At 70.7% G+C, this 19,035-nt stretch carries 14 protein-coding genes; 9 read left to right on the top strand and 5 right to left on the bottom strand.

Annotation, left to right across the window (positions count from 1 at the left end):
• Window position 1: 1 nt before the first annotated feature.
• Window positions 2-1,330: a coenzyme F420-0:L-glutamate ligase gene (locus ACIBW9_RS22655; RefSeq protein ID WP_398958692.1), complete on the top strand. Its 1,329-nt coding sequence runs from the start codon at window positions 2-4 to the stop codon at window positions 1,328-1,330.
• Window positions 1,331-1,526: 196 nt separating this feature from the next.
• A complete protein-coding gene (locus tag ACIBW9_RS22660; protein WP_398957697.1) occupies window positions 1,527-2,531 on the top strand; it encodes a DNA-3-methyladenine glycosylase family protein in 1,005 nt (334 codons plus the stop codon).
• A 615-nt stretch (window positions 2,532-3,146) separates the two neighbouring features.
• Here the strand turns inward: ACIBW9_RS22660 and ACIBW9_RS22665 are convergent.
• Window positions 3,147-4,229, bottom strand: coding sequence for a sugar phosphate nucleotidyltransferase (locus tag ACIBW9_RS22665; protein WP_398957698.1), 1,083 nt, complete (start codon window positions 4,227-4,229; stop codon window positions 3,147-3,149).
• Between the two features lie 197 nt (window positions 4,230-4,426).
• Window positions 4,427-5,899 carry a peptidoglycan recognition protein gene (locus ACIBW9_RS22670; RefSeq protein ID WP_398957700.1) on the bottom strand — a complete coding sequence of 491 codons (1,473 nt, stop codon included), beginning with the start codon at window positions 5,897-5,899 and terminating at the stop codon, window positions 4,427-4,429.
• 129 nt (window positions 5,900-6,028) lie between these two features.
• Between ACIBW9_RS22670 and ACIBW9_RS22675 the strand changes: the two genes are divergently transcribed.
• The 5 genes from ACIBW9_RS22675 to ACIBW9_RS22695 all read left to right on the top strand — a co-directional run bounded on the left by ACIBW9_RS22675 (window position 6,029) and on the right by ACIBW9_RS22695 (window position 13,713).
• Window positions 6,029-6,784, top strand: coding sequence for a TIGR03089 family protein (locus ACIBW9_RS22675; protein ID WP_398957702.1), 756 nt, complete (start codon window positions 6,029-6,031; stop codon window positions 6,782-6,784).
• A gap of 215 nt (window positions 6,785-6,999) precedes the next feature.
• The gene (locus ACIBW9_RS22680; protein WP_398957703.1) at window positions 7,000-8,238 is read left to right on the top strand and encodes an LCP family protein; all 1,239 of its coding nucleotides are present in this window, start codon (window positions 7,000-7,002) and stop codon (window positions 8,236-8,238) included.
• A gap of 238 nt (window positions 8,239-8,476) precedes the next feature.
• Complete coding sequence (locus tag ACIBW9_RS22685; protein ID WP_398957705.1) at window positions 8,477-10,201, top strand: LCP family protein; 1,725 nt, start codon at window positions 8,477-8,479, stop codon at window positions 10,199-10,201.
• An 80-nt stretch (window positions 10,202-10,281) separates the two neighbouring features.
• The gene (locus ACIBW9_RS22690) at window positions 10,282-11,922 is read left to right on the top strand and encodes an LCP family protein (RefSeq protein ID WP_398957707.1); all 1,641 of its coding nucleotides are present in this window, start codon (window positions 10,282-10,284) and stop codon (window positions 11,920-11,922) included.
• A 207-nt stretch (window positions 11,923-12,129) separates the two neighbouring features.
• Window positions 12,130-13,713 carry an LCP family protein gene (locus tag ACIBW9_RS22695; protein ID WP_398957710.1) on the top strand — a complete coding sequence of 528 codons (1,584 nt, stop codon included), beginning with the start codon at window positions 12,130-12,132 and terminating at the stop codon, window positions 13,711-13,713.
• A gap of 30 nt (window positions 13,714-13,743) precedes the next feature.
• Here ACIBW9_RS22695 and ACIBW9_RS22700 read toward each other — a convergent pair whose 3' ends face one another.
• Window positions 13,744-14,772 carry a glycosyltransferase family 2 protein gene (locus tag ACIBW9_RS22700; RefSeq protein WP_398957712.1) on the bottom strand — a complete coding sequence of 343 codons (1,029 nt, stop codon included), beginning with the start codon at window positions 14,770-14,772 and terminating at the stop codon, window positions 13,744-13,746.
• A 247-nt stretch (window positions 14,773-15,019) separates the two neighbouring features.
• Between ACIBW9_RS22700 and ACIBW9_RS22705 the strand changes: the two genes are divergently transcribed.
• Entirely contained in the window at window positions 15,020-16,378 is a 1,359-nt protein-coding gene (locus ACIBW9_RS22705; protein ID WP_398957714.1) for an LCP family protein, read from the top strand.
• 169 nt (window positions 16,379-16,547) lie between these two features.
• Entirely contained in the window at window positions 16,548-16,910 is a 363-nt protein-coding gene (locus ACIBW9_RS22710; protein WP_398957716.1) for a four-helix bundle copper-binding protein, read from the top strand.
• 191 nt (window positions 16,911-17,101) lie between these two features.
• Here the strand turns inward: ACIBW9_RS22710 and ACIBW9_RS22715 are convergent, their stop codons facing one another.
• Together ACIBW9_RS22715 and ACIBW9_RS22720 are read right to left on the bottom strand one after the other, a co-directional pair.
• Window positions 17,102-17,731, bottom strand: coding sequence for an HAD family hydrolase (locus ACIBW9_RS22715; RefSeq protein ID WP_398957719.1), 630 nt, complete (start codon window positions 17,729-17,731; stop codon window positions 17,102-17,104).
• On the bottom strand, window positions 17,724-19,025 hold the full coding sequence (locus tag ACIBW9_RS22720; protein WP_398957721.1) for an LCP family protein: 1,302 nt from the start codon (window positions 19,023-19,025) through the stop codon (window positions 17,724-17,726). Before ACIBW9_RS22720 ends, ACIBW9_RS22715 begins: the two co-directional genes overlap by 8 nt.
• Window positions 19,026-19,035 lie beyond the last annotated feature (10 nt).

Here is a 19,035-nt window from a genome sequence, read left to right on the forward strand (position 1 = left end):
CATTTCCGAGGGCACGGGCGCGTGCCGCGACGGGGACGGCGGGTACCGGGTCTGGGCCGTGGGCGGGATTCCTGAGGTCGTGCCGGGGGACGACCTCGCCAAGGTGATCGCCGCCGCCGAGCCCGGGCTGGTCGACGGGGACGTGTTGCTCGTCACCTCGAAGATCGTGTCCAAGGCGGAGGGACGGATCGTCGAGGCGGCCGACCGCGAGGCCGCCATCGATGCCGAGACCGTACGGGTCGTGGCGCGGCGCGGGGCTCTGCGGATCGTCGAGAACCGGCAGGGGCTGGTGATGGCCGCGGCGGGCGTCGATGCCTCCAACACCCCGTCCGGCACGGTGCTGTTGCTGCCCGAGGACCCCGACGCGTCCGCCCGGGCGATCCGGGCAGGGCTGCGGGACGCCCTGGGCGTCAACGTCGGGGTCGTCGTCACCGACACCTTCGGGCGGCCCTGGCGCTCGGGGCTCACGGACGTCGCGATCGGCGCCGCCGGGGTGCATGTGCTGGACGATCTGCGCGGGGGCACGGACGCGTACGGCAATCCGCTCAGCGCGACGGTCGTGGCGGCGGCGGACGAGCTGGCCGCCGCCGGCGATCTGGTCAAGGGCAAGGCCGCCGGGCTGCCCGTCGCCGTGGTGCGCGGGCTGCCGCACGTGGTGGCCCAGGGGGACGGAGAGGGGGCGCGGGCCATGGTGCGCGGCGGACGCGACGACATGTTCCGGCTGGGGACGTCCGAGGCGATCCGGACGGCGGTGACCCAGCGGCGTACCGTGCGGGCCTTCACGGACGAGCCCGTCGATCCCGGTGCCGTACGGCGGGCGGTCGCCGCGGCCGTGACCGCGCCGGCGCCGCATCACACGACGCCGTGGCGGTTCGTGCTGCTGGAGTCTCAGGACGCGCGGACCGGGTTGCTGGACGCCATGCGCGACGCCTGGATCGCCGATCTGCGGCGGGACGGGAAGAGCGAGGAGTCCATCGCCAAGCGGGTGCGGCGGGGGGATGTGCTGCGGAACGCGCCGTATCTGGTGGTGCCGTGTCTGGTGATGGACGGGTCGCACACGTACGGGGACGCTCGGCGGGACGGGGCGGAGCGGGAGATGTTCGTCGTCGCCGCCGGGGCGGGGGTGCAGAACTTCTTGGTTGCGCTGGCCGGGGAGCGGTTGGGGTCCGCGTGGGTTTCCTCGACGATGTTCTGCCGGGATGTGGTGCGGGAGGTTCTGGGGCTGCCGGGGGACTGGGATCCGATGGGGGCCGTGGCGGTCGGGCATCCGGCGGAGGAGCCGAGGCCTCGGCCGGAGCGGGACGCTGATGCTTTCGTCGAGGTGCGGTGACGCTCCGCCGGGTGCGCCGGGTGCCTACGGTTCGGGGGTTCTGGGTCCGTGCGCGACTGCGGATGAGTGGGGGTTTTCGCGCCCACGCGGCGGAGCCGCATGGTGACACGGTCCCGCGCCCCTGAAAGCGCACACCGACGCTCGTATGTACGGCCTAGTCTCGTAAGGCAACCCCCGACACCCTAGGAACTCACCCGTGGCAGGACGGTTCTCTCCCCGGCCCACGCGTACGACCGTGCGCGGTGGGCATGTCGTGGTGTCCGGGGGTGTGCCGCGGCAGGCCAGTGCGCCCGGGCGGGTGCGGATGGTCGTACCGGACGGGCCGCTTGATCTTGGGCTTGTGTTGGGGCCGCTTCGGCGGGGTGGCGGGGATCCGACGTTTCGGGCCATGCCGGACGGGTCCGTGTGGCGGGCCAGTCTGACTCCCGGCGGGCCCGGGACGCTGCGGGTCTCCGTGTGCGGGGGTGAGGTCCGTGGGGAGGCCTGGGGGCCCGGGGCCGAGTGGTTGCTGGAGCAGTTGCCGGAGCTGCTGGGGGGCGCGGACGAGCCCGATGCGTTCGTGCCGCGGCACCGACTGGTGGCGCACACCGCGCATCGGCGGCCGGGGCTGCGGCTGACGCGGACCGGGCTGGTGCTGGAGTCGCTGATCCCGTCGGTTCTGGAGCAGAAGGTCACGACCGGGGAGGCGTACCGGGCGTGGCGGCTGCTCGTGCGGAAGTACGGGGAGCCTGCGCCGGGGCCCGCTGCGGGCGGGCGGCTGTGGGTGATGCCCGGGCCGCGGACCTGGGCGTTGATTCCGTCGTGGGAGTGGCACCGGGCCGGGGTCGACAACAAGCGGGCGTCGACGATTCTGCGGGCCGTGAAGGTCGCTGCCCGGCTCGAGGAGGCGGTCGGGATGGAGCCGGCGGCCGCGCAGGCGCGGTTGGAGGTCGTGCCGGGGATCGGGCCGTGGACGTCGGCGGAGACCGTGCAGCGCAGTCATGGGGCGGCGGATGCGGTGACCGTCGGGGATCTGCATCTGCCGGGGATTGTGGGGTGGGCGCTTGCCGGGGACCGGGATGCGGATGATGCGGCGATGCTGGAGTTGTTGGAGCCGTATGCGGGGCAGCGGCATCGGGCTGCGCGGTTCATTCTGCTGAGCGGGCGGACGCCGGCGCGGCGGATGCCGAAGATGCCGAAGACCGATATCGGGCGGTGGTAGGGGGCCGGGCGGGGCGCCCGCGCCGGCGGGGTGCCGCCGGCTGAGCCGACGCGGCGGATGTCGGCGAGCGACTTCTGGCGGTGGTAGGGGACCCGGGGCCGGCACTGGGCCGGGGGTGGGTACGCTTGCCCGCACTCGCGGGGTGCCGCCTGCGCCCACCCGTGCCGCCCTGGGCGGCACGAATGCCCGCAGGCCACGGGGGCCGCAGCACAGCACGACCGCAGCCCGCCCTGGGCGGCACGAATGCCCGCAGGCTACGGGGGCATGGGCCGAGACGGCACGAATACCCGCAGGCCACGCGGGCCGCAGCACAGCACGACCGCAGCCCGCCCTGGGCAGCACGAATGCCCGCAGGCTACGGGAGGCACGGCCGCGGGCTACCGACCGCTGGGCACGCCGCAGCGCGCAGCAGCCGACTGGCTGCCGAGGGCTGTGCGGCCGCAGCGCAGGACGCCCCGAGTCACCGAGGCCTACGCGGACGGGAGAGCACGGCCCGCCCCGAGCCACCGGGGGCTGCACGGGCGGGAGCACCGCGCTCGTAGGCTGCCCCGGCGCCGCACAGCCCGACGGGACGCTCCGCCCGCAGGGTCGTGTGGGCCGATGGGTGGTGCCGGGTTACTGGTCCGAGGAGAAGCGCAGCGATGCTGCTGGGATTTGGGCGTCGCACCACACTCGTACGCCGGTGCGTAGTTCGTTGTCGGCGCCGATGACCGCGCCGTCGCCGATGACCGTGCCGGTGAGGACGGAGCGTTCGCCGACGCGGGCCCGGGTGCCGATGAGGGAGTCGGTGATGACGGCGCCCGGTTCGATGACGGCGCCGGGGAGGATGGTCGAGCCGAAGACCCGCGCGCCCTCCGCCACGAACGCGCCCTCGCCCACCACCGTGCCGCCCGTCAGCTTGGCGTCGGGGGCGACCCTGGCCGTCGGCAGGATCAGGCGGTCGCCGCAGCGGCCGGGGACCGCCGGGGACGGAGCGCGGCCGAGGACGAGGTCGGCGGAGCCGCGGACGAAGGCCGCCGGGGTGCCGAGGTCCAGCCAGTACGTCGAGTCGACCATGCCCTGCAGATGGGCCCCGGCCGCGAGGAGGTCGGGGAAGGTCTCGCGTTCGACCGAGACCGGGCGGCCCGCGGGGATCGTGTCGATGAGCGAGCGGCGGAAGACGTACGCCCCGGCATTGATCTGGTCGGTGACGATCTCCTCGGGGGTCTGCGGCTTCTCCAGGAAGGCGAGGACACGGCCGGTCTCGTCGGTGGGGACCAGGCCGTAGGCGCGTGGGTCCGTGACCTTGGTGAGGTGCAGGGAGACATCGGCTCCCGTCTCCTGGTGGGTGTCGACCAGGGCGCGGATGTCCAGGCCGGTGAGGATGTCGCCGTTGAAGACGAGGACCGGGTCGTCGGGGCCCGAGTGGAGGCGGGACGCGACGTTGCGGATGGCGCCGCCTGTGCCGAGGGGCTCCTCCTCCGTCACGTACTCGATGTGCAGGCCCAGGGACGAGCCGTCGCCGAAGTACGGCTCGAAGACCTCGGCCAGATACGACGTGGCCAGGACGATGTGGTCGACACCCGCCGCTCTGGCTCTCGCCAGTTGGTGGGTGAGGAACGGGACACCGGCCGCACGGACCATGGGCTTCGGCGTGTGGACCGTGAGCGGGCGCAACCGCGTGCCCTTGCCGCCGACCAGGAGGATCGCTTCTGTCACCTGTCGTCTCTGCTTCCTGCCGGGACCGGCCGAACTCTCTTTCGACCGGCCAGTTTATGCAGACCGTCGTGTGGTGATGTGGATGGCCGTTGCGGTGTCCCGCGTTCCGCCCGGTGGCCCGCTATGACGTAAATAACGCTTCCTTGGACGTAAATAACGCTTTCTTGCCCGACTCCTTTGCAAGATCCGGTGGTCGCTCAGCGGCGGCCCTGGTAGTGCGCCGCGGTGGAGCGGATCATTCCGAGCTTTCGGTAGAGCTGCCAGCCCGGGCACGCCGTGGGGTAGCCGTCACGGTGGCCGGAGATCACATTCATTCGGACGTTCTTGCCCTTTCCGTAGAGATTGCCACCGCTCGACTTCAGATATGTCTTTCCGCGCGGATTGGCACCGTAGAGGCCCAGTTTCCAGGCCGTGAGCCGGGCGATGGCCTTGAGGACGGCCGCGGGCGGCTTGGTCTTGCTGAAGTTGCCGATGACAGCGACGCCCATGCTGTTGTTGTTGAAGCCGAGGGTGTGGGCGCCCCTGACCGCCTTCGCCACTCCCCCGGCGCGGCCCTCGTAGATGGTTCCGCACTTGTCGACGAGGAAGTTGTAGCCGATGTCGCGCCAGCCCATGCTCACAACGTGGTAGCGGTAGATGGCACGGATGACGGAGGCGGCCTGCGAACAGCGGTAGGTGTTGCCGGACGACGTGTGGTGGACGAACGCTGCCTTGACCTTCTTCGTGTAGGCGAACCCCCTCTCGCGCAGATCCTCGTCCGCGCCCCACCCCCGGCGGGTGACGATGCGGGGGCGGGGCCCGATGTGCGGCTTCTTGCGCTGACCGGCCGTCAACTCGTGCCCGCGCAGCGTCCGCATCTCCCGCACGGTCGCCGACTTGCTGAGCGCGGGGATCACCGTGGCGCCGAGCGGGACGAGATCGGCGTTGGCGGTGGACGAGGCCAGGGCCTCGGCCGACTCGGAGTTGCCGGTCCCGGCGCCGGGGGGCCCGGCCTGGCTGCCGTGCGGCACAAGCGGTGCCGTACTCCGCATCGGAACCTCGTCGCCGCCGTCGTCCGCGCCGCCGGGGCCCACGAGTTGCAGACGCAGGCCCGACGGGAGGGCCGCCGGCGCCGGGACGGCACGGGTGCTGCGGGCATGACCTCCGGTACGGGGTCCGCCCTCGGCCCGGACCCGGACCTCCACCCCGTCCGAGTCGCCCACCCACAGCGGTGCGGTGGAGCCGCGGACCCGGCCCGGGGTGCCCTCGGCGGTGCCGGGGTCGGCCGCGTCGTCGTTGTGCGTCTCGAGGCTGCGCCAGCCGGACCAGACCCCGTTGCCGGCCGCACGGGTGCGGACCTGGACCTGGCCGTGCAGTTCGGTCTTCGGGTCGTCCCAGATGACGCCGACCATCGAGAAGCGCCGCACGTCCCGGCGGGTCAGCCCCTGCTCCGCGAGGGCCGTCGAGGCCGTGGAGCCGAGGGCGCGGGTGAGGGGGGTCAGCGGGGCGAGGGGCAGCGACTGGGTGCTGCCGTGCACGTCGGGCCGCGCCGGCGCCGGCGCGGATCCTGCGCCGGCGAGCGCGGCCCTTGCCGTCGCCACGGGGACGGGCAGGGTCAGCGGAAGGGCGAGGGCGGCCGCGCAGGCGACGCCGATCGAGGAGGCGATCGAGGAGGCAAGGAATCCACGCATGCTCCTGATCTTGGACATAGTCATACATATCTGTCTATCCCGGAATTGACGGACCGTCGGATTTCGTTCCTCCGAACCGGTGGCCCCACCAGAGGGTGAGCGAGCGGTCGTCCGCGTACCCTTGCGCGGGTGAACGCCACCGACCGCACCCCTGCCGACCTGCTGCGTTCCGCGCTCGCCGCGGACCCCGGACGCCCCCTGGTGACCTTCTACGACGACGCCACGGGCGAACGTGTCGAACTCTCTGTGGCCACCTTCGCCAATTGGGTGGCCAAGACCGCCAATCTCCTCCAGGGCGACCTCGCCGCGGCCCCCGGCGACCGGGTCGCGCTGCTGCTGCCCGCGCACTGGCAGACCGCGGTGTGGCTGCTGGCGTGTGCGTCGGTGGGGGCGGTGGCCGACGTCGGCGGGGATCCGGCGGCGGCCGATGTGGTGGTGAGCGGGCCGGACACGCTGTCCGCCGCGCGGGCCTGCCGTCGGGAGCGGGTCGCTCTCGCCCTGCGGCCGCTGGGCGGTCGCTTCCCACAGGTGCCGGACGGCTTCGTCGACTACGCCGTGGAGGTGCCGGGCCAGGGGGACCGGTTCGTGCCGTTCGCGGCGGTGGATCCCGACGAGGCCGGGCTGATCGTGGCCGGGCGCGAGTTCAGCGGGGCGGAGGTGGTCGAGCGGGCCCGGGCGGAGGCGGCGGGGCTGGGCCTCACCGGGCCGGGGGCGCGGATTCTGTCCGGGCTGCCGTACGACACCTGGGAGGGCCTGAGTGCCGGGTTGTACGGGCCGCTTGCCAGCGGGGGGTCCGTGGTGTTGTGCCGGCATCTGGAGCAGTTGGGGGAGGAGGCGCTGGCCTCGCGGGTCGAAAGTGAGCGGGTGAGTGTGGTGCGCCGCTGAGCGGGGGTGGTGGCGGTTGTTTGGCGTGTGCGGGCCAGTGGGGGTTGATCGCGCCCACGCGGCGGAGCCGCAAATCGACACAGCCCCGCGCCCCTCAAGGGGCGCTGCAGTCACCCGGATGGGTCAGCACCGGACGCCCCCGCGCCCCCGCCGGGCCATGGTCGTAAGAACTGCAGGTCGGCACTGCACGTTCGTACGCCGTGAGGGGGTGGAGCATGGCCCTGGGAGGTCGGCGGCGGCGGTGGGTGCGGTTCGGGGGGCTTGCGGTTGGCGCCGTGGTGGTGGGGGCCGTCGCCGGTGGGGTGGTGGTGTACGCGAAGCTCGACGGGAACATCAGGGCCGACGACGCGGCCGCCCGGGAGCTCGCCCGGTACGAGAAGGAGCGGCCCACCTCGCTCGTCAAGGGTGCGCAGAACATCCTGCTGATCGGGTCGGACACACGGGCCGGGGCCGGGAACGCCCGGTACGGGCGGGACTCGGGGACCGAGCGGTCCGACACGACGATCCTGCTGCATCTCTCCGCGGGGCGGCGCGCCGCCACCGCGATCTCGCTGCCCCGTGACCTGATGGTGGACATCCCGGCCTGTCTGCGGCCCGACGGGAACCGCTCCGAGCCGATGTTCGCGATGTTCAACTCCGCCTTCGAGACCGGTGGTTCGGCCTGCACCATCCGGACCGTGGAGAAGCTGACGGACATCCGCGTCGACCACCACATCGTCCTCGACTTCCACGGCTTCAAGCAGATGGTCGACGCGGTCGACGGCGTCCAGGTGTGCCTGAAGAAGCCGATCGACGACAAGGCGGCCAAGCTGAGGCTGCCCGCCGGACGGGTCACGCTCGACGGTGAGCAGGCCCTCGGGTACGTGCGCGCCCGCAAGTCCCTCGGCGACGGCAGCGACACCGACCGGATGGACCGTCAGCAGCGGTTCCTCGGGGCGCTCGTCAACAAGGTCCAGAGCGACGACGTACTGCTGAACCCGGTGAAGCTCTATCCCGTGCTGGACGCCGCCACCTCGTCGCTCACCACCGACCCGGGGCTTGCGAGTCTGCGCGGGCTGTATCAACTCGTGCGCGGGCTGCGCGACATCCCCACAAAAGCGGTGCAATTCCTCACGGTTCCGCGGGAGTCGTATGTCTACGACTCCAATCGCGACCAGCTCGTGGAGCCGGAGGCGAAGAGACTGTTCGAACGGGTGCGCAGGGACGAGCCGTTGGCGGTCGCGCCGGAAGTTCCACGGGATTCCGACTCAAAGAGCCGTAATTCGACCAAGGGTGGCGAGGGGAACTCGTACGGGTATTCGGGCGGGGATTCGTCTGAGCAGTCGCACGACTACGGCGCGTACGGACACGGCGACGCGAAGTCAGGGGGAAAGCGGTACGGCGGGGCCTCGGAGGGCAGTTCGCCCGCGCCGACGTTCCGCGGGAACACCGCCGACGAGGACGGCTGCGGGTAGGGCGAGCATCAACGCGACGAACAGCTGTCCCAAGAAAACCCAAAGAAATGGGCGGATTGCCCAGTTGTAGGGGCGTGGAATTTGTCACCGACGTCGCTCCACGCTGAACTGGCCGGATAGTGTGAGCGATCCGGTGCACCGGTCCAGGTCCTTCCTGGGGTCGCGCACTGTGTGACCGAGACCCGAGCGTCTTTGAGGGGGAAGGCGCCGCGTGGCCCAAACGGAGGATTCGGAAACCGTGGACGCGCAAAGCCGTGGGCGGGCGGAGAACATCGACCCCGCAGACCAGTGGGTGCTCAATCCGAACACCGGCGAATACGAACTGCGACTGGCTCCTTCCGCACCGCAGTCGGCGGTTCCCAGGCCGCGCAGATCCGCCCCCCGTGGCGCGGACGGCGCGGCGCGCGGGCGTACGGCGAATCCGCAGGCCCCGGGCCGCGGGGTGCCGCCGCAACGGCGCCGCCGTGGCGCGCCCCAGGAGCCGCTGCCGGGCCGGCGCGGCCGCCGGCCGGTGCAGAAGAAGTCGAAGGCGAAGAAGGTCCTGCTGTGGACCGGCGGCACCATGGCGTTCGTGCTGGTCGCCACGGCCGGCGCCGGGTACCTCTACATCAAGCACCTCAACGACAACATCACGTCCGTCTCCGACGACGGCGCGAGCACCGGTGGCTTCAGCAAGGGCAAGGCGATCAACATCCTGCTGATCGGCACCGACAAGCGCACCGGCAAGGGCAACGACGAGTACGGCGACAAGAACAGCGTCGGTCACGCCGACACCACGATCCTGCTGCATGTCTCCAAGGACCGCTCGAACGCGACGGCGCTGAGCATCCCGCGCGACCTGATCACCGACATCCCGGACTGCCCGACCACGCAGCCCGACGGCTCCCAGAAGATCATCGCGGGCACCAGCAACGTCCGCTTCAACACCAGCCTCGGCCAGGACGACCGCACGCCCAGCTGTGTCGCACGCACCGTCACGGAGCTGACCGGCATCAAGCCGGACAACTTCATGGTCGCCGACTTCAACGCGGTCAAGACGCTGACCAGCGCGGTGGGCGGCGTCGACGTCTGCCTCGGCAAGGACATCAACGATCCCAAGTCGCACCTGAACCTGAAGAAGGGCATGCGGCACATCGAGGGTGAGACCGCACTCGCCTTCGTGCGCACCCGGCACGCGGTGGGGTTCGGCGGCGACCTGAGCCGGATCACCCTGCAGCAGCAGTTCCTCAGCGCGCTGATGCGCAAGCTGAAGTCGAACGACACCCTCACCGACCCGACGAAGATGATCAGGGTCGCCGAGGCGGGCACCAAGGCGCTGACCGTCGACGCCAACCTCGACAGCATCGGCAAGCTGAAGGACCTGGGTCTGGAGCTGGGCAAGCTCAACCCGAAGAACCTGACGTTCACCACGGTGCCGGTGATCGACAACCCGGCCGAGAAGGTGCACGCGACGGTCGTCCTCAAGCCTGGCGCCGCCCAGCCGGTCTTCGACGCCATCAAGAACGACGTCTCCTTCACCGCGGTGAAGGAAAAGAAGAAGCAGGAGGCGGCCGCGGTGGCCGCCCGTCTCAAGGGCAGCAAGTCGGCCGCGTCCGCGGTCCGGGTGCGGATCCTGAACGGCGGTGCCGAACCCGGCAGTGCGCAGGCGGAGCTCGAGTACCTGCAGAACCAGGCGGGCGTGCTGAAGTCGGAGAACGCCGGCAACGCGGGCGTGCAACTCGGCAAGACCACGCTGGAGTACGCCCCCGACCAGGCCGACCAGGCGCGCCGGCTGGCCGCCATCCTGGGCCTGTCCGGCTCGGCGATGAAGCCGGGCAAGAGTGTGATCAACTCCCAGGGGCTGCCGGCCATCACGTTGACCCTCGGCAAGGACTTCCCGGGCGCCGGTGAGTCGTTCACCGCGCCGACCAAGGCGCCGGACGTGGACAAGACCACGGCCGACAAAGTTGAGTGCGCCAAGTAGTGACCTGACAGGCCTGTCGTACGTCTAACAGGGCGTACGACAGGCCTGATGCATGGGCGCAGGGTGGGGAGGACGGGGAGATGGCGCAGAGCAGCGTGCAGGGGGAAGGGACGTTCCGGGGCGTTCCGCACACGCGTGGACCCGAGCGGGGCGGCCCGCGGGACGGCGGCGGGCCGGGTGGCAGACGGCGCGGCAGGCCGGGCGGTCGCGGGCCGCGGCGGGGGCGCCGGGTGCTCCGATGGTCCGCGACCACGCTCTCCGTGCTGATACTCGGCACGGCCGGCGCCGGATACCTGTACTACCAGCACCTCAACGGCAACATCCAGAAGGGCGAGCGCAGCAGCGGCGACGCCAAGGCGCGGAAGACCGCGCCGAACGCGGCGGGGCAGACCCCGCTGAACATCCTGCTGATCGGCTCGGACAGCCGTAACTCCGACGAGAACGTGAAGCTCGGCGGCGCCAAGTACGACCGCGGCAGCCCGCCGCTGGGCGATGTGCAGATGCTGATCCACCTCTCCGCGGACCGCAAGAGCGCCGCCATGGTGAGCATTCCGCGGGACACCCGGGTCGACATCCCCCAGTGCAGGGACCCGAAGACCGGCCGGACGTACCCGGAGACGAACAAGATCATCAACGAGTCGCTGGCGCGGGGCGGCGCCGGCTGCACGCTGGCCACCTGGGAGAAGCTCACCGGGGTCTACATCGACCACTGGATGACGATCGACTTCGCGGGCGTGGTGCGGATGGCGGACGCCATCGGCGGCGTCGACGTCTGTGTGAAGCAGAACGTGTGGGACCATCCGACGGCCGCCGTGCCCGGCGGTTCCGGCCTGAAGATGACGGCCGGCACCCACAAGGTCGAGGGCAAGCAGGCCCTGCAGTGGCTGCGCACCCGGCACGCCTGGGGCAGCGACCTGATGCGGGCCAGGGCCCAGCACATGTACCTCAACTCGATGATCCGCACGCTGAAGCACCAGAACGTCTTCACCGACACCGGGCGGCTCACCGACCTGGCCGAGGCCGCCACGAAGTCCCTGAAGGTCTCCGAGGAGATCGGCACCGTCAAGAAGCTCTACGACCTGGGCATGCAGCTCAAGTCGGTGCCGACGGACCGCATCACCTCGGTGACGATGCCGAACGTCACGGACCCGCAGAACTCCGACCACGTCATACCGGACGGCGCGGGCGCCGCGAAGCTCTGGGAGATGCTCCGCGACGACATCCCCCTCGACAACAAGGGCAAGGCCTCGGACGCGAAGAAGACGACCGTCGAGGAAGAGCCCACGAAGGCTCCTTCGGCGCCGGACGGCGCGATCGGTGTCGTGGTGCAGAACGCCACTGGGACCTCCACCCTCGGCCCGGTCGTCGGACGCGCGGGCACGGTCGCCCAGGAGCTGGTGCGGCAGGGGTTCAGCAAGGCGTCCAAGGACGCGACGGCGGGGCTCTCCGCGGACCGGACCGTCGTGCGCTACCCGAGCGCGGAACTGGAGGGCGACGCCCAGCGCATCGCCAAGTCGCTGGGAATTCCGCTGAGTTCGGTGCAGAAGTCGACGGACGTCTCCGGGGTCACGGTCGTCGTCGGCGCCGACTGGCGCACCGGCACGGCGTATCCGAAGCAGTCGAAACCCAAGGCCGGCGACGTGCCCGGCAACGCGGACGCCATCAACGGCTCGGACAAGAGCCAGTGCATGGACGTGTACGGACGGTACCGCTGGGCCTGATCTTCACCGATCCGCACAGCGAACTCCCAAGTGACTGCACAATGATGAGGCGCGCTCACGTCCGAAGGACTTCAGGGGGACGGCGCGCCCTCTCATTCGCCTGATCCGGGGGGACGGGCAGCGGAGAGGTTCGGCATGCCAGGGGTGGGAGGCAGGGAGTTGGCGCGGAGCAGTGTGCGCGGAAAGGTTTCCGCGGTCGAGGACACGATGTCCCTGACACCGCGGGACCGGGACGCGACAACCGAGCACGGCCGGCACGGCGGAGGCAGACGCAGGAAGGGCACGGGCGGCGACGGGAAGCGCCGCAGACGGCGCGTCCTGCGCTGGGCGGCGATCGTCCTGGCGGTGGTGATACTCGGCACGGCGGGGGCCGGTTATCTCTACTACCAGCACCTCAACGCCAACATCAAGAAGGATGACCTCAACCTCGGCGACGCGAAGGACAGGGCGGCCGAGTCGAAGGCCAACGCGGCGGGCCAGACACCGCTGAACATCCTGCTGATCGGCTCCGACGCCCGGGACTCCAAGGAGAACCAGAAGCTGGGCGGCGCCAAGGACACCTTCAACACCGCGCCGCGCGCCGACGTCCAGATGCTGCTGCATGTCTCGGCGGACCGCACCAACATGTCGGTCGTCAGCATGCCGCGCGACACGCTCGTGTCCATCCCCAAGTGCACGGACCCCGACAACGGCAAGGTCTACGGGGCACTCACCTCGGCGATCACCAACGACTCCCTGGGCCGCGGCGGCCCCGGCTGCACGGTGGCGACCTGGGAGAAGCTGACCGACATCCACATCGACCACTTCATGATGATCGACTTCGCGGGTGTGGTGTCCATGGCGGACGCCATCGGCGGCGTACCGGTCTGTGTGGACGCCAACGTCCGCTCCAGGTCCTCCGACGGCCACGGCTCGGGCCTGAAGCTCAAGGAGGGCACCACGTACGTCAAGGGCATCCAGGCCCTGCAGTGGCTGCGCACGCGGTACGGCTTCGAGGACAACACCGACATCGCCCGGGCCAAGGCCCAGCACCAGTACATGAACGCGATGGTCCGCCAGCTGCGCGAGAACGCCACCCTCGGCAACCCGAACGAGCTGCGCAAGCTGGCCGAGACGGCCACCAAGGCGCTGACCGTCGACAACGGCCTCGGCACGGTGGCGAAGCTGTACGACCTGAGCAAGGAGCTCAGGAAGGTCCCCACCAAGCGCATCACCATGACGACGATGCCCTGGCAGTACTCCACGACGAACAGCGGCCGGGTCGTGCCGAAGCCGGGTGACGCCGAGAAGCTGTTCCGGCTCGTCCGCGAGGACATCGCGCTGGACGGCAAGGGCAAGAAGAAGTCCACCGGTACGAAGGCGTCCTCGGACCCGGCCGCGGCGGACGACAAGATCGCCGTACAGGTGCAGAACGGCACCAGCTCCGGCACACAGCTCGCGGTCGGCGGACGGGCGCGTACGGTCGCGCAGTTGCTCGTCGGCAAGGGGTTCACCGAGGCGGTGGCGGACAGTACGGCGGTCCCCGGCGCGGAGAAGACGGTGCTCCGCTACCCGAGCGCGGACCTGGAGGGCGACGCCCAGCGCATCGCCAAGTCCCTGGGAATTCCGCTGAGTTCGGTGCAGAAGTCCACCGCCGTCTCCGGGGTCACACTGGTCGTCGGCGCCGACTGGCGCTCCGGGACGACGTACACGGCCCCCGAGGACGACGACAGGACGCCGACGTCCGCACAGGTCATCAACGGCTCGGACAAGAAGCAGTGCATGCACGTGAACCCGGCCTACACCTGGTAGCCCGGGTCCGACAGGGGTGGCCCCCGGTGCTCAGTTGGAGGCGAGCACCGCGGGGCGCCGGGAGGCGATGACCTTCTTCGCGAGCGCCTTGGGGCTGGTCAGGAAGCCCCAGCCCCACGACATGTGCATGGTGGCGAGAGCGACCGGGATCTGCAGCCGTGCCTTCAGCGGCAGCCCCTTGCCCGCCGGGACGGATCCCAGGGTTATCGCCGCGAGGTAGCCGCCGGGGATCACGAAGCCCCAGGGCGTCAGCACCGCGCCGACCACGAGACCGGCCGCGATCGCCAGGACCGCCGTCGGCGGCGCGAGGTAGCGCAGGTTGATGGAGCCCTCGTGGTAGCGGGCGACGACGTGCCGCCAGCGGCCGTAGTCCTTGTACTGCTTGGCGAGGGCCCTGACCGACGGCCGCGGGCGGTACGACACCTTCAGCTCCGGCGAGAACCAGATCAGCCCGCCGGCCTCCCGGATGCGGAAGTTCAGCTCCCAGTCCTGGGCGCGGATGAACTCCTCGTTGTACCCGCCCTGCTGCTCCAGCGCCTCGCGCCGGAACACCCCGAGGTAGACGGTCTCGGCCGCCTGGGCCTCGCCACCGGTGTGGAAGGCGGCGTTGCCGACGCCGATCTTCGAGGTCATGGCGGCGGCGACCGCGTGCTCCCAGTCGTTCTCGCCCTCGGCGTGCATGATGCCGCCGACGTTCTGCGCGCCGGTCTCCTCCAGGAGCCGTACGGCCGTCGCGATGTAGTTCGGCGAGAGCATGCCGTGCCCGTCGACGCGGACGACGATCGGGTGCCGGGAGGCCTTGATCGCGGCGTTGAGGGCGGCGGGCGTACGCCCCGCCGGGTTGGGGACGGTGTGCACGCGCGGGTCGGCGGCCACGAGCTCGGCGGCGATCTCGTCCGTACGGTCCTTGGAGGGACCGAGGGCGAGGACGACCTCCATCTCGCCGGCGTACTCCTGCGCGAGGATCGCTTGGACGGCTCCGCGCAGATGCCGCTCCTCGTCGAGGACAGGCATGATCACAGAAACGGCGGGGAGCGGCGCGTCGGGGTTGGCGTTCATCGCCCGTTACGTTACCGCGAACGGGGGACACCTTTGCGCCCCGCCGGGGCGGTGGCCCGGGCTACAGATCGTATCGGCCTACGGTGCTCACGGTCCCACGTACGGCCGTCGCCCGGAGGTGTCCGCCTTGCCCACGCAGCCTCGGTCCGCCGCGCCCGCCCCTCCGCAGCGCCGGCCCCAGCCCGCGCGCACCCCACCGCCGCGGGGGCCGCGGCCGCCCGTGCCACGGAGGAAGCCGCGCTGGGTGATGCGGGCGGCGACGACCCTCTCCGTGGTCGTGCTCGCCTCCGCCGGGATCGGGCATGCCGTGGTGACCAGCCTGGATGCGGGTATCGCACGCGTCGACCCGTTCAAGGACATGAAGAACCGCCCCAAGGCCGGTCACGGCATGAACGTCCTGCTGGTCGGCACCGACGGCCGCGACCGGATCAGCGACGAGGAGCGGCACCGCTACCACCTGGGCGGCGAGCCCTGCCACTGCACCGACACGATGATGATCGTGCACATCTCGGCGGACCGGGAGCGGGCGACCGTGGTGAGCCTGCCGCGCGACTCGTACGCCATGACGCCCGCGCACACCGACCCGAAGACCGGGAAACGGATCCCCGGCCACCCCCTCAAGATCAACGCGGCGTACGCGGAGGGCGGTCCGAACCTCACCGTCCAGACCGTCGAGGACATGACCCATGTGAAGATCGACCACTATCTGGAGGTCGACTTCACCAGCTTCATGAAGACGGTGGACGTGCTCGGCGGAGTCTCCGTCTGTACCGCCTTCCCGCTGAAGGACACGTACACGGGGCTCGACCTGCCCGCCGGGACGCACGTCCTCAACGGCGGACAGGCCCTGCAGTTCGTGCGCGCCCGGCATGTCGACGCGGACTCCGACCTCGGCCGGATGAAGCGCCAGCAGCGGTTCCTGGCGGCGCTCATCGAGCGGGCCACCTCCTCCGGGATCCTGCTGAACCCGATGAGGTTCCGGGACGTGACCCGGGCCGTGCTGGGGTCGGTGCGCGCGGACAAGGGTTTCGGCACGGACGAGCTGCTCGACCTCGGGCGGGCGATGCGCAACTTCTCCCCCTCGTCCTCCGAGTTCACGACCGTGCCGATCGGGCAGATGGGGTACGTCGTGCCGGGCATCGGCGAGACGCTGAAGTGGGACACCGCCAAGGCCGAACGCCTCTTCCAGTCGCTGCGCGACGACAAGCCGCTGGCCGCGCGCCCGTCCCGCCCCCAGCCGGTGCCGGTCGAGGTGGACCCGCAGCAGATCCACGTCCAGGTCGAGAACGGCACGGCGACGGAGGGGCTCGGCAAGCGGGTGGACGCGGCGTTGGCGGCGACGGGTTTTCGCACCACCCGGGCGCCTGCGGACGCGGACGACCACGCTGTGAAGCGGACGGTCATCGTCTACGACCCCGGGTGGGACCGCTCCGCGAAAGCGCTGGCCACCGCGTTGCCGGGCAGCGAGCTGCGGGAGGTGCCGGGGCTAGGGCCGACGTTGAAGGTGATCGCGGGGGCGGACTTCAAGCAGGTGCGGCGGGTGCGGGCGGACGCGGACCAGGGGGAGCCCGGGGTGATGACCGGGGACCAGAAGGTCTGCTCGTAACCCGAACGGCCCTGCGCCACCACCCGTGACGGAATGTCGCGGGTCGTGCACTGTGCGGCATTCGGTGGGAATTGTTGGCGTCCGCCCGATGGCGCGGGGCGTCCGGCAGGCGTAGGAACAGAAGGGCACGGGGCCCACCCCCGGGCCCCTCTGCCTCTCAGGAGGAGCCATGACCCAGCCCGGAACCATGACCGCCATGAGCAAGGAGATGCAGGACTGCGTCCAGGCGTGCATGTCCTGCCACAGCGTGTGCGAGGAGACCATGAGCTCCTGCATGCAGATGGGCGGGCAGGCCCAGATGCAGATCATGCGTGCGCTCATGGACTGCTCCGAGACGACCCGTATGTGCGCGGACATGATGATGCGCCGCTCGCCGATGGCGGCCGAGATGTGCGCGATGTGCGCCAAGGCCTGTGACATGTGTGCGGAGGCGTGTATGAGCATGCCGGACGACAAGCAGATGATGCGGTGCGCGGAGGCGTGTCGTCGGTGTGCCGAGATGTGCCGTGCGATGTCGGGCGCCACGATGTGACGTCCGTCTGAGCGTGGGTCGAGGGCACCTGTGTGTGGGGTGCCCTCGGTCACGGCGGTTGCGCGAGCCCGGCGGTGCGGGGTGCCGCCTGCGCCCACCCGTGCCGCCCTAGGCGGCACGTATGCCCGAAGGCTAGGGCGGCACGAATGCCGATGGGCTACGGGGCCGCGAGCGCCCGCAGGCTACGAGGGCTACGGCGTGAAGAGTGGCTCCAGTGCCCGTTCCAGGTCCGCCGACGTGCGGAAGTGCACCGGCTGCATTCCCAGGGCCGCTGCCGCCTCGGTGTTTTCCTCGGTGTCGTCTATGAACAGGCAGCGTTCGGGGCGTGTGCCTGCCAGGTCGGCTGCCAGGCGGTAGATGCGCGGGTCCGGCTTGGCGAGGGCTACGCGGGCGCTGTTGACGATGTCGTCCGCGAGGTCGGCGAGGCCGAGCGCGGTGAGGTCGTCCTCGAGACGGACGGTGGCGTTGCTGACGAGGACGAGCGGCACGCGGGTGCGCGCCCGGCGCAGCAGCGCGACCACCGTCTCGTCGGCCGAGAAGGGGGACTCCAGCAGGGCCGTGCCCAGGTCCCAGGCGGTGGCTTCAGGGACCGACCCGGACAGCCCCTCGGCGATCGCCTGCACCCACTCCTGCAGGTCGACGTGGCCCAGCAGCACCGGCAGAGCGGTCTCCGGGGCGAAGGCGACCTTCGCGGTGGTGCCCTCGGCGAGCCCGGCGGCCCGCTCCAGGGCGTGCAGCCCGGAGGGGTCGTAGAACCGGATCACGTTGTCCACGTCGCAGAGCACCGCGTCGAACGGTGCTCTGCCAGGCCGCTCAGCCACCCGAGACCGTGACCTTCTGGTCGTTGTTCAGCTCGTCCACCAGCGTCTTGACCTTCGCCTTGTCCCAGAGGAGGTTGCCGCCGACGGAACCGGAGATCGGCATGTTCATCGAGGTGCCGTCACCGCCGCTGACGCCCTTCATCGCCCAGAACATGGACGCCAGGTCCCACAGGCTCATGTCCTTGTCGACGGTGAGCGAGTCCAGACCCGCGCCCAGCGTCGGATACAGCTTGAAGGGGTTCAGGACCGTCGACGGGGTGGCCACCTGGTGCGCCAGCGCGGAGAGGAACTTCTGCTGGTTCTTGGTGCGCTGCAGGTCGGAGGTGGCGAAGGCGTGCCGGGTGCGGACGAAGGCCAGGGCCTGCTCGCCGTTCAGGGTCTGCTCGCCGGCCTTGAAGTCGGCGCCCGAGTACTTGTCCTTGAAGCCCTTGTCGATGTTGATCGTGACACCGCCGACCGCGTCCACGATGTTCGCGAAGCCGGCGAAGCCGATCTCCACGTAGTGGTCGATGTGCAGGCCCATGTTGGCCTCGACCGTGCGGACGAGCAGCGTCGGCCCGTCCTCCGCGTAGGCGGCGTTCAGCTTGGTCTGCCGGCCGGTGGCCGGGTACGTCTTGCCGGAGGTCGACCCCTTGTAGGAGGGGATCGTCACGTTCGAGTCGCGGGGCAGCGATATGAGCGTGTCGCCGCTGTCGCCGACGTGCAGGATCATCATCGAGTCGGTCCGCTTGCCCTCAGCGGAACCGGTGTGCAGCTGCTTCTTCTGCTCGGAGGACAGCCCGGCCCGGCTGTCGGAGCCGACGATCAGGTAGTTCGTGCCGTCGCCCGAGGCCGGCCGGTCGATGACCGTGGACAGGTCCACGTCCCGGTGCAGCTTGCCGTCGGCCCAGAAGTACGTGGCGACCGACGTCACGGCCAGCGCAGTCACCAGTGTGATCGCGGTCCACTTGATACGGCGCCGCCAGTTCGGCCGCGGCCTGTACTCGCCCCGGTCGCCCGAGCCGCCCGGCCCTCCGCCGCCGGGCGAGCCGTAGACCTGGCCGGTGTTGTAGCCGCTGTCGTAGCCGTCGACGGCGGTGTCGTCACCGCCGTACCCCCGGCCGTTGACGTACGAGGGCTGCTGGGGCACCCCGCCGCCGTACGGCGGGGCGGACGGGCCGGGGCCCCCGTACCCGCCCGAGGCAGGCCGGCGGACCTGCCGCATCGCGCGGGCACCCTCGGGGTGCGCGCTCGCGCTGCCGCGTCCGTACCGGTTGCGGTTGTCGTCGGACCATGCCTCGGGCCAATCGTTCATGGGGCCCAGT

It is taken from the genome of Streptomyces sp. NPDC049541, assembly GCF_044465725.1.
Classification (GTDB): domain Bacteria; phylum Actinomycetota; class Actinomycetes; order Streptomycetales; family Streptomycetaceae; genus Streptomyces.

What these genes read in the sequence shown, in the direction of transcription:
- ACIBW9_RS22690 (WP_398957707.1), top strand. Translation starts at nt 10,282, where the DNA reads ATGGCGCAGAGCAGCGTGCAGGGGGAAGGGACGTTCCGGGGCGTTCCG.
- ACIBW9_RS22705 (WP_398957714.1), top strand. Translation starts at nt 15,020, where the DNA reads ATGCGGGCGGCGACGACCCTCTCCGTGGTCGTGCTCGCCTCCGCCGGG.
- ACIBW9_RS22720 (WP_398957721.1), bottom strand. Translation starts at nt 19,025, where the DNA reads ATGAACGATTGGCCCGAGGCATGGTCCGACGACAACCGCAACCGGTAC.
- ACIBW9_RS22680 (WP_398957703.1), top strand. Translation starts at nt 7,000, where the DNA reads ATGGCCCTGGGAGGTCGGCGGCGGCGGTGGGTGCGGTTCGGGGGGCTT.
- ACIBW9_RS22700 (WP_398957712.1), bottom strand. Translation starts at nt 14,772, where the DNA reads ATGAACGCCAACCCCGACGCGCCGCTCCCCGCCGTTTCTGTGATCATG.
- ACIBW9_RS22695 (WP_398957710.1), top strand. Translation starts at nt 12,130, where the DNA reads ATGTCCCTGACACCGCGGGACCGGGACGCGACAACCGAGCACGGCCGG.
- ACIBW9_RS22670 (WP_398957700.1), bottom strand. Translation starts at nt 5,899, where the DNA reads ATGCGTGGATTCCTTGCCTCCTCGATCGCCTCCTCGATCGGCGTCGCC.
- ACIBW9_RS22710 (WP_398957716.1), top strand. Translation starts at nt 16,548, where the DNA reads ATGACCCAGCCCGGAACCATGACCGCCATGAGCAAGGAGATGCAGGAC.